The organism is Nocardia sp. NPDC051833 (genome assembly GCF_040681225.1).
Taxonomy (GTDB): domain Bacteria; phylum Actinomycetota; class Actinomycetes; order Mycobacteriales; family Mycobacteriaceae; genus Nocardia.
Genome location: NZ_JBFAYK010000004.1, coordinates 349,430 through 364,198 on the forward strand (window position 1 = coordinate 349,430; position 14,769 = coordinate 364,198).

The 14,769-nt window shown below is 69.4% G+C and carries 13 protein-coding genes; 11 read left to right on the forward strand and 2 right to left on the reverse strand.

What is annotated here, in order from left to right; all coding sequences use genetic code 11:
• Positions 1-18 precede the first annotated feature (18 nt).
• The 8 genes from AB0L91_RS30015 to AB0L91_RS30050 all read left to right on the forward strand — a co-directional run bounded on the left by AB0L91_RS30015 (position 19) and on the right by AB0L91_RS30050 (position 8,613).
• Positions 19-108, forward strand: a complete 90-nt coding sequence (locus AB0L91_RS30015; protein WP_019045829.1) for an Ms4533A family Cys-rich leader peptide — start codon at positions 19-21, stop codon at positions 106-108.
• A 212-nt stretch (positions 109-320) separates the two neighbouring features.
• Positions 321-1,373: a sulfate ABC transporter substrate-binding protein gene (locus AB0L91_RS30020; protein WP_355278647.1), complete on the forward strand. Its 1,053-nt coding sequence runs from the start codon at positions 321-323 to the stop codon at positions 1,371-1,373.
• Between the two features lie 92 nt (positions 1,374-1,465).
• Entirely contained in the window at positions 1,466-2,317 is an 852-nt protein-coding gene (gene cysT / locus AB0L91_RS30025) for a sulfate ABC transporter permease subunit CysT (RefSeq protein WP_355279253.1), read from the forward strand.
• Complete coding sequence (gene cysW / locus AB0L91_RS30030; RefSeq protein WP_355278650.1) at positions 2,314-3,120, forward strand: sulfate ABC transporter permease subunit CysW; 807 nt, start codon at positions 2,314-2,316, stop codon at positions 3,118-3,120. The genes cysT and cysW overlap by 4 nt, the downstream gene beginning before the upstream one ends.
• Positions 3,117-4,112, forward strand: a complete 996-nt coding sequence (locus AB0L91_RS30035; RefSeq protein WP_355278652.1) for a TOBE-like domain-containing protein — start codon at positions 3,117-3,119, stop codon at positions 4,110-4,112. Before cysW ends, AB0L91_RS30035 begins: the two co-directional genes overlap by 4 nt.
• A 172-nt stretch (positions 4,113-4,284) precedes the next feature.
• Entirely contained in the window at positions 4,285-5,682 is a 1,398-nt protein-coding gene (locus AB0L91_RS30040; protein ID WP_365015763.1) for an FAD-binding oxidoreductase, read from the forward strand.
• Between the two features lie 327 nt (positions 5,683-6,009).
• Positions 6,010-7,014 carry a diiron oxygenase gene (locus AB0L91_RS30045; protein ID WP_355279256.1) on the forward strand — a complete coding sequence of 335 codons (1,005 nt, stop codon included), beginning with the start codon at positions 6,010-6,012 and terminating at the stop codon, positions 7,012-7,014.
• Between the two features lie 12 nt (positions 7,015-7,026).
• Positions 7,027-8,613 (forward strand): FAD-dependent oxidoreductase, encoded by a 1,587-nt coding sequence (locus AB0L91_RS30050; protein ID WP_365015764.1) that lies wholly within the window; start codon positions 7,027-7,029, stop codon positions 8,611-8,613.
• 57 nt (positions 8,614-8,670) lie between these two features.
• Here AB0L91_RS30050 and AB0L91_RS30055 read toward each other — a convergent pair whose 3' ends face one another.
• A complete protein-coding gene (locus tag AB0L91_RS30055) occupies positions 8,671-9,432 on the reverse strand; it encodes an SDR family oxidoreductase (RefSeq protein WP_365015766.1) in 762 nt (253 codons plus the stop codon).
• A gap of 526 nt (positions 9,433-9,958) precedes the next feature.
• On the opposite strand from AB0L91_RS30055, the gene AB0L91_RS30060 reads away from it, so the two are divergent.
• Both AB0L91_RS30060 and AB0L91_RS30065 read left to right on the forward strand, forming a co-directional pair.
• Positions 9,959-12,241, forward strand: a complete 2,283-nt coding sequence (locus tag AB0L91_RS30060) for an Hsp70 family protein (RefSeq protein ID WP_365015768.1) — start codon at positions 9,959-9,961, stop codon at positions 12,239-12,241.
• 263 nt (positions 12,242-12,504) lie between these two features.
• The gene (locus AB0L91_RS30065) at positions 12,505-13,305 is read left to right on the forward strand and encodes an HAD hydrolase family protein (protein WP_355278666.1); all 801 of its coding nucleotides are present in this window, start codon (positions 12,505-12,507) and stop codon (positions 13,303-13,305) included.
• A 4-nt stretch (positions 13,306-13,309) separates the two neighbouring features.
• Here AB0L91_RS30065 and AB0L91_RS30070 read toward each other — a convergent pair whose 3' ends face one another.
• Positions 13,310-13,732, reverse strand: a complete 423-nt coding sequence (locus tag AB0L91_RS30070) for a VOC family protein (protein WP_365015770.1) — start codon at positions 13,730-13,732, stop codon at positions 13,310-13,312.
• Between the two features lie 91 nt (positions 13,733-13,823).
• On the opposite strand from AB0L91_RS30070, the gene AB0L91_RS30075 reads away from it, so the two are divergent.
• Positions 13,824-14,762 carry a YafY family protein gene (locus AB0L91_RS30075; protein ID WP_365015772.1) on the forward strand — a complete coding sequence of 313 codons (939 nt, stop codon included), beginning with the start codon at positions 13,824-13,826 and terminating at the stop codon, positions 14,760-14,762.
• Positions 14,763-14,769: the final 7 nt, after the last annotated feature.

A 14,769-nucleotide genomic window follows, 5' to 3' on the forward strand; every position in this document is an offset into this window, starting at 1 on the left:
ATCTGCTACAGTCTGCCTGTGTCGTCGAGTGTCGCCCCGCAGATCCGCCATGAGTTGGCGTTGATCGCTGTCGGCAACCTCGCGGTCGCGGACATCCTCTGTCGATGATCGGCCACCGGACTCGTCTGCGCGTTTCTGCCCAGTAGACTGGCGCGCGCTTTTCCTTTCGCAGTCGTAGTCCGTAACTCCGGGGGCCAGCGGGCCCGAGTCGCGCCAACTGTCGTGTCGTCCGCACACGACAGGTCTACCGATCGACAAAGCGTTCCCTGCCGCAGCGAAAGCCGTTGCGCCGCAGGTCCTTTCCCGAAAGGTTCACCCCGATGTCTCGCAACACCTGGATCGGCTCGCGCCGCCGCGCCGCCGCCATCGCTCTCACTGCTGTCGCCGCGGTCGCGCTGACCGCCTGCGGCGGCGGCGCCAGCGACTCGACCGACGGCGGCGCCACCGTGGCCGACGGCAGCGGGGGCAGTCTCAACCTGTACGCCTACGCCGTCCCGAAGCCGGGCTTCGACAAGGTCGTGCCCGAGTTCAACAAGACCGAGGCGGGCAAGGGCGTCCAGATCCAGGCCTCCTACGGCGCCTCCGGCGACCAGTCGCGCAAGGTCAAGGACGGCGCCGAGGCCGACGTCGTCAATTTCTCGGTCGAGCCCGACATCACCCGCCTCGTGGACGCGGGCCTGGTGGAGTCGAACTGGAACGCCGACGCGAGCAAGGGCATCCCCTTCGGCTCGGTCGTGACCCTGGTCGTCCGCAAGGGCAACCCCAAGGGCATCAAGGACTGGGACGACCTGATCAAGCCCGGTGTCGAGGTCGTCACCCCGAACCCGTTCAGCTCGGGTTCGGCCAAGTGGAACCTGCTCGCCCCGTACGCCGCCAAGAGCGACGGCGGCAAGAACCAGCAGGCCGGCCTGGACTACCTGGCCCAGCTGATCTCGCCCGAGCACGTCAAGGTGCAGCCGAAGTCGGGCCGCGAGGCCACCGAGACCTTCCTGCAGGGCACCGGTGACGTGCTGCTGAGCTACGAGAACGAGGCCATCTTCTCCGAGCGCAACGGCGACCCGATCGAGCACATCAACCCGCCGACCACCTTCAAGATCGAGAACCCGGTCGCGGTGCTGAAGAACTCCAAGAACCTGCCCAAGGCCACCGCGTTCCGCGACTTCCTGTTCACCCCGGAGGGCCAGAAGGCGTGGGCGCAGGCCGGCTTCCGTCCGGTCGACCCGAAGGTCGCGGCCGAGTTCGCCAAGGACTTCCCGACCCCGGCCAAGCTGTGGACCATCGATGACCTGGGTGGCTGGAAGGCCGTCGACAAGGAACTGTTCGCGCAGGGCACCGGCAAGGTCGCGGTCATCTACGACAAGGCCACCAAGTAGGCCGTGATCCAGCACACACGCGATACTGGACAACTGTGACTGACAGCAGTGGGCACGCCGGGACCGGGGAAACCTCCGATCCCGGCGTTGCCGTGAAACTGGAGAAATCAGCGCCGGCGCCGCGCAAGCCCCGCTGGTCGTGGCTGCGTGTGACCGGTTCGGTGGGCCCGGTCGGCATCGGCATCGCCGTGCTCTGGCTCAGCGTCATCGTGCTGCTGCCGCTGGCGGCGCTCACCGTCAGCTCGTTCGAGGACGGGTGGTCCGGCTTCTGGGACGCGGTCACCGCGCCCGCGGCCCTGGACTCGCTGCGCATCACCGTGTTGGTCTCGGTGGTCGTCGCCGTGCTCAACGTCGTGATGGGCACCCTGATCGCCTGGGTGCTGGTGCGCGACGAGTTCCCCGGCAAGGGGATCGTCAACGCGCTCATCGATCTGCCGTTCGCGCTGCCGACGATCGTCGCCTCGATCGTGCTGCTCTCGCTCTACGGCCCGAACAGCCCGATCGACATCCACCTCAACGCCACCCAGCCCGGTCTGGTGGTGGCGCTGGCGTTCGTCACGCTGCCGTTCGTGGTGCGCTCGGTGCAGCCGGTGCTGATCGAGGTCGACAAGGAAGTGGAACAGGCCGCGCTCTCGCTGGGCGCGAGCAACTGGATCACCTTCCGACGCATCGTGCTGCCGACGCTGGCGCCCGCGATCATCTCCGGCGGTGGTCTCGCCTTCGCCAGGGCGATCGGCGAGTACGGCTCGGTCGTGCTGATCGGCGGCAACATCCCGCGTGAGACGCAGATGACCTCGCAGTACATCCAGCAGCAGATCGAGGTGGACCGGCCGGTCAACGCCGCCGCGGTGTCGGTGGCGCTGCTGGCCATCTCCTTCGCCAGTCTGCTCGTCCTGCGGCTGCTCGCCGAGCGCACCGCACGCAAGGAAGAGGCGGCCCGATGAAGCTGTCGCTGTTCACCCGGCTCTCGCTGCGCACGGTCGCCCTGGGCTACCTGTTCGTGCTGCTGGTGCTGCCGCTGGTGATCATCCTGTGGCGCACCTTCGAGCGCGGCATCGGCGCGTTCCTGGACTCGATCACCACGCCGGCGGCGATCTCGGCGTTCCAGCTGTCGATGATCATCGTGGCCATCGTCGTCCCGCTGAACGTCGTGTTCGGTGTGATCACGGCGCTGGCGCTGGTGCGGAGCAAGTTCCCCGGGCGCAGCCTGGTGCAGGGCATCGTCGACCTGCCGTTCGCGGTGTCGCCGGTGGTCGTCGGTGTGTCGCTGATCCTGCTGTGGGGTGCGGGCGGCTGGTTCGGCGGCCTGGAGTCGCTCGGTTTCAAGGTGATCTTCAGCCTGCCCGGCATGGTGATCGCGACCATCTTCGTCACGCTGCCGTTCGTGGTGCGCGAGGTGGAGCCGGTGCTGCACGAGATCGGCGACGATCAGGAGCAGGCCGCGGCCACCCTCGGCGCCTCGCGCTGGCAGACCTTCTGGCGGATCACCCTGCCCGCCATCCGCTGGGGCCTGACCTACGGCGTCGTCCTCACCGTCGCCCGCGCGCTCGGCGAATTCGGCGCGGTGATCATGGTCTCCACCGCGCTGCCCGGCAAGTCGCAGACGCTGACCCTGCTGGTGCACGGCCGCTATATCAACGACCACAACACCTTCGGCGCCTACAGCGCGGCCACGCTGCTGATGGCGATGGCGCTGGTTGTTCTTCTCCTGATGACTCTCCTCGAACGCAAGCGGGGCACCGAATGATCACCGTGACCAACGCGCGCAAGAACTACGGTTCCTTCGCCGCTCTCGACGATGTCAGCATCGACATCACCTCCGGCGAGCTGACCGCGCTGCTCGGCCCGTCCGGGTCGGGCAAGTCGACGCTGCTGCGCTCGATCGCCGGTCTGGAATCGCTGGACTCGGGCATCGTCCGGATCGCGGGCAACGACGTCACCCACGTGGCGCCGCAGAAGCGCGACATCGGCTTCGTGTTCCAGCACTACGCCGCGTTCAAGCACATGACGGTGCGCGACAACGTCGCCTTCGGCCTCACCATCCGCAAGCGGCCGAAGAAGGAGATCGACAAGCGCGTCGACGAGCTGCTCGGCATCGTCGGGCTGGACGGCTTCCAGCATCGGTACCCGGCCCAGCTCTCCGGCGGCCAGCGCCAGCGCATGGCGCTGGCCCGCGCGCTGGCGGTCGACCCGCAGGTGCTGCTGCTCGACGAGCCGTTCGGCGCGCTCGACGCCAAGGTCCGCACCGATCTGCGGCAGTGGCTGCGCCGGCTGCACGAGGAGGTCCACGTGACCACCGTGCTCGTCACCCACGACCAGGAAGAGGCGCTCGACGTCGCCGACCGGATCGCGGTGATGAACAAGGGCCGGATCGAGCAGGTCGGGTCCCCGGAGGACGTCTACGACCGGCCGGCCAACGAGTTCGTGATGTCGTTCCTCGGCGCGGTGGCCCGGCTCAACGGTCACCTGGTCCGGCCGCACGACATCCGGATCGGGCGCGATCCGAGCATGGCGCTGGCCGAGCACGAGGGCACCGCGGAGTCCGCCGGCGTCACCAGGGCGACGGTCGAGCGGATCGTGCGGCTCGGTTTCGAGGTGCGGCTCGAGCTGCGCAACGCGGCCACCGGTGATCAGTTCGCCGCGCAGATCACCCGCGGTGACGCGGTCGCGCTGCATCTGAGCGAGGGCGAGACGGTCTACGCCCGCGCCACCCGGATCCCGGATCTGCCGCAGAGCTGAGACCGGCGACCCCTGTTGCCCGGGGCCACCCGGTGAGACGATGGGATCCGGTGCGGTCGCACCGAACCGGGCGGGGCCCGCGCCAGGGGTGTGCGCGGGTCGCGTCGACCGTGGTCGGGGACCTGGGGGTCGGCACTGCTGGGCGGAGGCGCCCGGACCGGAGGTGGACGTCATGTCGACCGGGGTGTTCAGCGTAGATCTGTTACGGCGCTCGATCCGAGCGCAGGTCATCGGGCCCACCGACGCGGGCTACGACGAGGCGCGGGCGGTGTGGAACGGCTCCATCGATCGCCGTCCGCTCGCGGTGGTGCGGCCCGCCGACACCGCCGAGGTGGCCGAGGCGGTCGCCGCGATCCGGGCGGGCGGCGCCGATCTCACGGTGCGCGGCGGTGGTCACAACTATGCCGGGCACGCCGTCGCCGACGGCGCGGTGATGCTCGATCTGAGCAAGCTCGACAGCGTGCTGGTCGACCCGGTGCGGATGCGCGCCCGCTGCGGTGGCGGCGCGACCTGGGCCGAGCTCGACGGCACCGCCAACCGGCACGGCCTCGCGGTGACCGGCGGTTTCATCAGCGACACCGGCATCGGCGGGCTCACCCTCGGCGGTGGCTTCGGCTGGCTGACCCCGCTGTTCGGGATGTCCTGCGACAATCTGGTCGCCGCGGAGGTGGTGACCGCCGACGGGCACGTCGTCGCGGCCTCGCTGCAGGAGAATCCGGACCTGTTCTGGGCGCTGCGCGGGGGCGGCGGCAATTTCGGGATCACCACGAGTTTCGAGTTCGCGCTGCACGAGTTCGGTCCGCTGGTGCAGGTCGCGCTGCTGTGGTGGCCGCCGTCGGAGGCGGTCGGGCCGCTGGTCGAGGGCAATGCCGTGCTGATGGACCTGCCCGTCCGGCACTGCGGCACGATCAACGCGATCAGCGGTCCACCGGCACCGTTCGTGCCCGAACGCTGGCAGGGCGAACCCGGCTTCGTGATCGGCATCGCGGGCGACGGTTCGCCCGACGACCTGGCCGCCGCGGTCGCCCCGCTGCGCGCGCTGACCCCGACACCCGCCTGGGAACTGGTCGCCGAGATGCCCTACGCGGCCCTGCAGCAGCTGTTCGACGACATCGCCCCGTGGGGCACCTTCGCCTACGAGAAGTCGCTCTACCTGGACCGGATCGACGCGGCGGTGGCCGAGGTGATGGTCGAGCAGTATCCCCGCAAGAACTCGCCGCTGTCGGTGATGCCGTCGATGCCGCTGTGCGGCCGGTTCTGCGACGTGCCCGAGGGCAACACCGCCTTCGGCGGCTCGCGTGACCCCGGCCTGCTGGTGAACATCTCCGCGTCCTGCCCCGACCCGGCCGTCTTCGCCGCGGAGCGGGAGTGGGTCAGGGAGTTCTGGGGCGAGTTGCGCCCGTTCGCCCGCGGTGACGGCGGCTACGTGAACTTCCTGACCGACCCGGGCCAGGAGCAGGTCGCGACAAGCTACGGCCCCAAGTACCACCGACTGCGCTCGGTCAAGACCGCGTGGGACCCGGCCAACGTGTTCCGGCACAACGCCAACATCACCCCCGTGGTGCCCTGAGCCGGGCGACGTTGTCGAGGCGTTCGCTGGCGCGTACGGCGTGGTCCTCGCGTGTCGTGCGCGCGCAGGGTAGCCGGTACCGGCGGTCCGTTCGGCGAATCGCTGAATCCGGGCGCACGAATTTTCCCGGTCGCGCCCTGGCCGTCGGCGAACTGTGCATGACGCAGTGTCACAGGTAGAACCATTTTTACTGGTGAGTAGCTTTTCCTGACGGCATTCCGACGCGCCGAACACGCGAAATCGAGAGGTGTGGGGAGTTGACGTGACTCCTCGTAGGTGTAACTATTGGAAACAGTAAACGTCCCTTGAGGAGAGGCAGTGACGACGATGTCTGCGCCCACCACCCCTGACGTCGATCCCGTAGTCGCGGAGGCTCAGGCGTACGCCGAGAAGTTGCTGATGCTGTCGGAGGCGTCGGTCGACCGGCACTTCGACCCGTTCGAGGACATCGACTGGGACAACCCGGAGTTCGACCCGAACCACAAGCCCGAGCGCTGGGTTCTGGTCACCTCGGCCGACCCGATCGGCCGTCACCCCTGGTACCAGGCGCTGCCGCTGGATCAGAAGATCGAGATCGGCAAGGTCCGCCAGGCCAATGTCGCCAAGGTCGGCCTGCAGTTCGAGGCCATCCTGATCATCGGCATGATGCAGCACATCTTCAACCTGAAGAACAACGACCCGGAGTTCCGGTACTGCTCGCACGAGATGATCGAAGAGCACAACCACACTCTGATGTTCCAGGAGATGGTGAACCGCGTCGCTGACGTGCCGGGCATGAACCCGCTCGTGCGTCAGCTGCGCCACCTGGCCGCTCCGGTCGGCGCGCTGATGCCGAACCTGTTCTTCATGGCCGTGCTGGCCGGTGAAGAGCCGATCGACCACATCCAGAAGGACATCCTGCGCTCGGGTGACGACATCCACCCGATCATGCGCGGCGTGATGGCGATCCACGTGGCCGAGGAAGCTCGCCACATCTCCTTCGCCCACGAGTTCCTGAAGAAGAACGTGCCCGCCCAGCGGCCGTTCAACAAGTTCGTGCTGTCGATCGCGATGCCCACGATCATGTTCATCCTCGGCCGGGCCATCGCGACCCCGCCGAAGACCTTCTTCAAGCAGTTCGACATGCCCGCCGACGTCCGCAAGGAGCTGTTCTACGGCGCCAAGGAGTCCAAGCAGGTCTTCGCCGACTACTTCATCGACGTGCGTGCGCTCGCCGACGAGGTCGGGCTGATGAACCCGATCGCCAAGAAGGTGTGGAAGCTGTTCGGCATCGACGGCCCGTCCAGCCGTTACCGCTCGGAGCCCAAGCGCTCCGCCAAGCACGCGGCCTGAGACGATAGCAATATGCCATACGTCGTTACCCAGTCATGCTGTAGTGACGCCTCGTGCGTGTACGCATGCCCGGTGAACTGCATTCATCCGACCCCGGATGAGCCGGACTTCCTCTCCGCGGAGATGCTCTACGTCGATCCGGCGGCATGTGTGGACTGTGGCGCCTGCGCCACCGCGTGCCCCGTCGACGCCATCACCTCCTCGAAGAAGCTGACCGAAGAGCAGAAGCCCTTCATCGAGATCAACGCCGACTTCTACCGCGTGCAGCGAGACCGGCCGACGTTGGCTCGCCCGGTGATGCCGCCCACGATCGACACCCAGCGTTCGCCGCTGCGCGTCGCCATCGTGGGGTCGGGCCCGTCGGCGATGTACGCCGCCGACGAGCTGCTGACCCAGCCCGGCGTCGCGGTCACGATGTTCGACCGGCTGCCGCAGGCCTACGGTCTGGCCCGGCTCGGCGTCGCGCCCGATCACAAGCGCACCCGGCAGGTCGCCGAGCTGTTCGACGTGATGTCGAAGCAGGAGGACTTCGGGACCTACCTCGACGTCGAGATCGGCACCCATGTCAGCCATGCCGAGCTGCTCGAGCACTTCCACGGCGTGATCTACGCGGTGGGCGCGTCCTCGGACCGCAAGCTGGGCATTCCGGGTGAGGGCCTGCCGGGCAACGTGTCGGCCACCGACTTCGTCGCCTGGTACAACGGTCACCCCGACCACGCCGAGGACCGGTTCGACCTGAACCAGAAGCGCGTCGTGATCGTCGGCAACGGCAACGTCGCCCTCGACGTGGCCCGCATCCTGACCGTCGACCCGGCCACCCTGGCCGACACCGACATCGCGCCCTACGCGCTGAAGGCGTTGCGCGAGAGCAAGATCGAAGAGGTCGTGATCCTGGGCCGGCGTGGCCCGGCGGAGTCGGCCTTCACGGTGCCCGAGTTCGTCGGCCTGCTGGCCGCCGACATCGACATCGCGATCGACGGCGAGCTGCCCGAGATCACGCCCGAGCTGCCGTACAAGGTCGAGCAGAAGCTGCGGCTGCTGCACAGCGTCGCGCGGCGTCCGTTCGGTGAGCGCAAGCGCATCGTGTTCCGCTACCTGTCCTCGCCGGTGGAGATCCTCGGCACCGACACGGTGACCGGAGTGCGGGTCGAGCGCAACGAGCTGGTCACCGACGCCGACGGCCGCACCAGTGCGGTGGCGACCGGGGACACGGATCTGCTGGAAGCGGGTGTCGTGCTCACCTCGGTCGGCTACCGAGGGGTGCCGACGAACGATCTGCCGTTCGACGATGCCCGTGGCGTCATCCCGAACGACCAGGGCCGGGTGCTGAGCGCGCCCGGTGGCGAGGTCGTCACCGGGACGTATGTGACCGGCTGGATCAAGCGTGGTCCGACCGGCTTCATCGGCACCAACAAGTCCTGCGCGCAGGAGACGGTGCAGCAGCTGGCCGCCGACTTCAACGCGGGCAAGCTGCGCGCGCCCGCGCGCGACGCGCGGGAGTTCGACCGACTGGTGCGCGCCCGCCGACCCCAGGCGCGCGCCGGTGGCGCGGCGGTTCCCCACGGGGGCCCGATCAAGCGCCTGCTGGCCCGCGGCTGACGCGACCGGCGCAGACACGAAGGCCCGCCCCGGCGTCCGGGGCGGGCCTTCGGCGTTTCACTGCGCGGTGAAACCGCCGTCCACCGCGACCGCGGCCCCGGTGACGAAGGACGCCTCCCCACTGAGCAGGAAGGCGCACAGCGCCGCGATCTCCTCGGGCCTGGCGATCCGCCCGATGGGGTGCAGTGCCGCGATCGCCGCCTCGCCCTCGGGCGTCGCGCCCATCGAGGAACGGAAGGCGGGAGTGTCGACCGCGCCGGAGACCAGCGCGTTGACCCGCACGCCGGCCGCCGCGCTCTCCAGCGCCACCGACCTGGTCAGCCCGACGACGCCGTGCTTGGCCGCCACGTACGGCGCCACCGAGGCCATGCCGACCACGCCGAGGTTGGAGGCGTTGTTCAGGATCGCGCCGCCGCCGGAGGCGGTGATCGCGGGCACCTGGTGCCGGAGCCCGTGGAACACCCCGGTGAGGTTCAGGTCGAGTTCGGCGCGCCAGGCCGCGTCGTCGATCTCGGCGACGCCGCCGAACGCGGTGACCGCGCCCGCGTTGTTGAATGCCGCGTCGAGCCTGCCGTATTCGGTGAGCGCCGCCTGGGTGAGCCGCTCGACATCGGCGTCGACGGTGACGTCGGTGGCGACGAACCGCGCGCGCCCGCCCGTCGCCCTGATCTGCGCGGCGACCTCCTCGCCCTGATCCTTGCCCCGCGAGCCGAGTACGACCGCCGCGCCCTCGGCCGCGACCCGCAGCGCGACCGCCCTGCCGATGCCGGAACCGGCGCCGGTGATGAGGACGACCTGGTCGGCGAAACGAGTGGACATCTGTATTCCCTTCTCTCCCTGACATTTTCGGAGCACAGCTCGGTGTCTCTCCGTACCTCGAGTCAACCGTGGTCTGGAGGTCGGTGCTGGCGGGTATCGGCCGCTGCATTGACGCGTCATAGTGTTTGGCGGGTACTTCGGTATGCGGCACCTGAATTCGGCGAATTCGATACTGCGGAAGGCAGCAAAAGAATTGATTACCGGTCGGTAAGTGGGTTGAAGATGGCCCAAAACAGACCTCAAGAATGTATTCGACCGGCGCGCAACTCGATTACTCGCAGGTAGCTGTATCTCGGAGTCTGTCAGTAGCTTTGGCAACGTTCAGGGGACTGGACGGTCGTCCGTATACCTGCCAACCAGCGAGAATCCACAAACAAGGGCCAAAGGTCACGTGTTTCGTATCAATCAGGCAGCAATTCGGCTTTGGGCCGGTTAATCTGTGCGAGCTGTTTGGAAGACGACCGCGGCCACATGGTGCGCTCGCGTGCTGGACGTGGTCACGGTGCGTTGACGGGATAGCAAATACATGACCAGAGGTCTGGGCTTAAGCATCGGTACGGTCAATGCGATTTCGGCGATGGTGGCCGACGATCCGACCAAGCCGACGGTGCGCACACGGCGTACCGCACTCACCTTCGATGAAGCGGGCCGGTCCCGCATCGGAGCCATCAATGAATTCGCCTCGGCGATCACGGATTTCGCGGATCTGAGCCGCGATCCGGAGCCGATGGTGATCGGCGGCCGCTTCTACTCGGCGACCAACCTGATCGCCGCGGTCGTCACCGGCCTGATCGAGCTGGCGGAGCCGGCCGCCGGTGCCGTACTGACCTATCCGGCAGTGTATTCCGACAAACAGGTCGCGCTGCTCGGTCAGGCGCTGCACCTGGCGGGCGCCGGTCAGGTGCTGCTCGCGCCGGAACCGGTCGCCGCGGCCGAATGGCTGGAAGCCGACCAGGGCCCGCTCGCGCCGGGCTTCGTGCTTGTCTACGACCTTGGCGCCAACAGCCTCGACCTGACCGTGCTGCGGGTCGGCCCGGACTGGCCGCACCACCCGATGGTCGGAACTCCGGTGCGCTCCACGGACTTCGGCGGCAAGCCGCTGGGGGAGATGGTCGCCCGCTACGCGGGGTCGGGCAAGGTGGGCCGCGCGACGCCGACCCTCACCTCGATGGTGAACACCGACGCGCTGCGGGCCGAACACATCCGCGACACCTTCCCCTTGGTCAGCAAGAGTGTGGCCGCGGCGGGCCTGCGGTTGGCCGACCTCTCGCGCATCCTGATCGTCGGTGGCGCCTCGCGACCGCCGGAGGTCGCGCGCACACTGGCCGAACTCGGCGTCCCGTTGGTCACCGTCGCCGATCCCGGTCAGGTGGTCGCCGCAGGCGCCGCCGCGCTGGCGGCCCGGACCTTCGCGCCGGTGCAGCAGGGCGGGCCATCGGCGCCGCACGTCGCCGTGTTCTCCAGCGCCGCTGTCGTTTCCGCGCTCGCCATGTCGGCGATGACGGTGTTCGGCAGCCCGTTCGATCCGGGCCTCACCCCGGTGCTCGACCGGTTCCCGGCCCTGGGCGCCCCCGCCGACGCGCTGCTCTACGACATGAGCGCCGACCTCGTCGCCGCGCAGAGCACCGGACTGCTCGGTGCCGTCGACCCGCTGACCGGCCGGGTCCGCGTCGCGGGCGCCGCCATCGCGCAGAGCGCCTACGAGATGATCGTCGCCCCCGCCACGGCGGGCCGCGGCAAGGTCGCCGACGGTACCGAGCGCGGCGGCACCGCGAACCAGGGCGCGCGCGACGACTGTCGCCCACCGGCTCTCGCCCTCTCGACCTACGGCGACCCGGCCCGTTTCATCAACCCGCTGCCCTTCCACCTGGGCACGCCCACCCAACCCTCCGACCTGCCGACCGGTCCGGGTTCGCCCGGCCTCCCGTCCGGCGGACCCATCACGTCCCCCGGCTCGGGCACCCCCTCGGCCCCCGCCCCGGGCACACCGACCGCGCCCGGCGAGACCGCACCCGGCACCAGCCCCTCGGTTCCCGGCGGCGGGACAACCACACCGTCCACCGACACCGGAACCTCGGCACCGACCGGCGGAACCGGCACGGGCACTGCACCTTCGAGCGGCACGACCGGCGGAACCGAAACCCCCGGCGGCACCGGCGGAACCACGGACGGCGGCTCGACCTCCGGCGGCACGACCGGCGGTAGCGCCCCCAGCGGCGGAACGACCGGTGGTACAGACACTTCCGGCGGCGGCGCCGGTGGCGGGACGTCGAGCGGGGCCGACGGCAGTGCGTCCGGTGGTGGCGCGTCGGGCGGCGGTGCCTCCGGCGGCGGTGCCTCCGGTGGGAGCGATTCGGGCGGTGGAACCTCCGGCGGTGGGGCGTCCGGTGGTGGCGCTTCTGGCGGCGGTGATTCGGGCGGCAGTGCCTCCGGCGGTGGCGCTTCGGGTGGCGGTGCGTCCGGCGGTGGCGCTTCTGGCGGTGGTGCGTCCGGTGGTGGCGCTTCTGGCGGTGGTGCATCCAGCGGTGGCGCTTCCGGCGGAAGTGATTCCGGTGGTAGCGCTTCCGGTGGTGGCGCATCGGGTGGTGGTGCATCCAGCGGCGGGTCCGGCGCATCCTCCGGTGGTGGCGCATCCTCCGGCGGATCCGCCTCCAGCGGAGCCTCATCGGGCGGTGCCTCGAGCGGTGGCACTTCCGGTGGCGGTGCGTCCGGCGGCGCCTCATCCGGCGGGTCCAAAAGCGGCGGCATGAGCGGCGGCGGAGCCACCGGTGGTGGTGGCGGCGGTGGTGGTGGCGGTTCGCGCCGCTGATCCGCGCCGCCCTGTCCACACCTTCTCGATCCGATGACACGGGGTGGCCGCGGCTCGCGCCATGCCTGCCTGAAGTCCGTTCGTACCGAACCGATCCGACTGGACGACCGGGCCGCAGCAGCGAGACCACTTGTCCCGACTGTCGTGTCAGCACGTCGACAGCCCGCGCTGGGGGCGGGGTGGGATCGGTTGCGGGTGATCGTGGCTGGTAGGGGGTGCTGGATTTTCGGGTGGGTGTCGGTGGGGACGGGCACAATGGGCAGATGGCATTACTCGGGGGAGCGCCGAAACTGATCGCGCTCGATGTGGACGGGACCCTGTTGGCGACGGGGTTCGAAGTGAGCGCGCGGGTCGTGGCGGCGGTGGGGGCCGCGGTGGCGGCGGGTGCGCACGTGGTGGTGACCACCGGGCGCACCCTGCTGACGACACGGCCGGTGCTGAAGGAATTGGGTCTCACCGAGGGGCACGCGTTGTGCTCCAACGGCGCGGTGCACATCGATGTGGCGCGGGGTGAGCCGGTCGCGGTGCAGTCGTTCGACCCGGCGCCCGCCATCCACGCCCTGCGAGCGCTGTTCCCGGACATGATCTTCGCGGCCGAGCGGGTGGGGGAGGGCACCTGGGCGACGGGGCACGGGCCCGGCGAGTTCTCCATCGGCGAGTTCCTGCTCGTCGACCATCAGATGCTGGGCAGCTCGCCGACACCGCGGCTCAACGGCTGGTGGCCCGGTGGCACCGTGGAGGAGATGCTGCAGCTGCTCGTCTCACTGGAGGTGCCCGACGCCTCGTGGGTGCACGGCGAATTCGGTCCGTGGGTCACGGTCTCGCGCCGCGGTGTCTCCAAGGGCTGGGCGCTGGAACGGCTCCGGCTCGCGCTCGGCATCGAGCCGGAGGCCACCCTGGCGATCGGTGACGGCTTCAACGATCGCGAGATGCTGCGCTGGGCCGCCCATTCCGTCGCGATGGCGGGCTCGCCGGACTCGATCCTCGCCCTGGCCGACGAAGTGACCGGCGACGTCACCGAGGACGGTGTCGCCACCGTCCTCGAGCGCTGGTTCGCCGCCTGACCGGCTAGGCCGACGCCGCCGCGTCCCGCTCGGCGGTCATGGCGACGAAGTGCGGGTTGCTCATGATCCCGAGCACATTGCCGAACGGGTCGAGCACCGCCGCGGTCGCGAATCCCGCGCCTTCGCCGCGCTCGGTGATCGGCTCGTACTCGGTGGCACCGAGGGCGAGCAGCCGGGCGAAGGTCGCGGCGAGATCGTCGACATGCCAGAACACGACACCGCCACCACCGGGCGCGTTGTGGGCGCCCACGGGAGCATAGGCGCGGTTGATGATGCCGAGCTCGGCCTGCCTCGGCCCGACCCGGAACTCGTAGTAGCCGCCCGGCACCTCGTAATACGGTGCCAGGCCGAGGAACTCGGTGTACCAGTTTTTGGCGGCGGTGAGGTCGTCGGCGTAGTAGGTGGTGGTCGCCATTCCCTGCAGCATGTCTGCTCCCGATGTCGTCGTTGTGGTGAGAACGACTCTGCCAGTCAAAGTGCTCACCGAACGAGCACTTTATTGGGCAGAATCAGGAACTATGCGAGCGGACAGATTGGTGGCCACCCTGCTGTTGATGCAGGCGCGCGGCCGGGTGACGGCCGCCGAGGTCGCCACCGAATTGGAGGTCTCGGTGGCGACCGCCCGCCGTGACCTGGAGGCATTGTCGGCGGCGGGCATCCCGGTGTACCCGCAGGCGGGCCGGGGTGGGGGCTGGTCGCTGATCGGTGGCGCGCGCACCGATCTGTCCGGGCTGACCGCGGGCGAGACCAGGGCGCTGTTCCTGCTCGCCGGACCGGCCGCGCAGGCAGCGCCGGAGGTGAAGTCCGCCCTGCGCAAGCTGGTGCGGGCCCTGCCGCAGACCTTCCGGGCGGACGCGGCCGCGGCGGCCGACGCGGTCGTCGTCGACCCCGCCCGCTGGGGCCGACCTCACCCGGAACCGCCCGCGGCGCTGGCCCTGTTGCAGCAGGCGGTGGTCGATCGCCGCCAGGTCCGCATGGAGTACTCGCGGGCCGGGGAACGCACGGTCCGCGTCGTGCATCCGTGGGGACTGGTGGAGAAGGAGACGGTCTGGTACCTCGTCGCGGGGACCGAGCGTGGTCGCCGGACGTTCCGGCTGGACCGGATCGGCGCGGTCACCATCCTGGCCGAAACAGCCGATCGCCCTGCGGATTTCGATCTCGCCGCGGAATGGGCGCGGATCGTCACCCGGATGGAGGAACGGCGGGCCGCCGTCGCCGCGACGGTGCTGGTGTCGGCGGCGCTCGCACCGATCCTGGCCGATCAGCAGGGCCGCAACTGCACCCTGCTCGGACCCACCGAGGACGGCCGGGTCGAGGCCAGGATCACCGCCGACACCGCGAAGATGGTCGCCCGGCAATTGGCGGGCTGGGGCGCCGATGTCGAGGTGCTCGGACCGCCGGAAGTCCGCACCGAACTCGTGGCCCTCGGCACCGAATTGGTCCGCGGCAACAGCTGACCGCGCT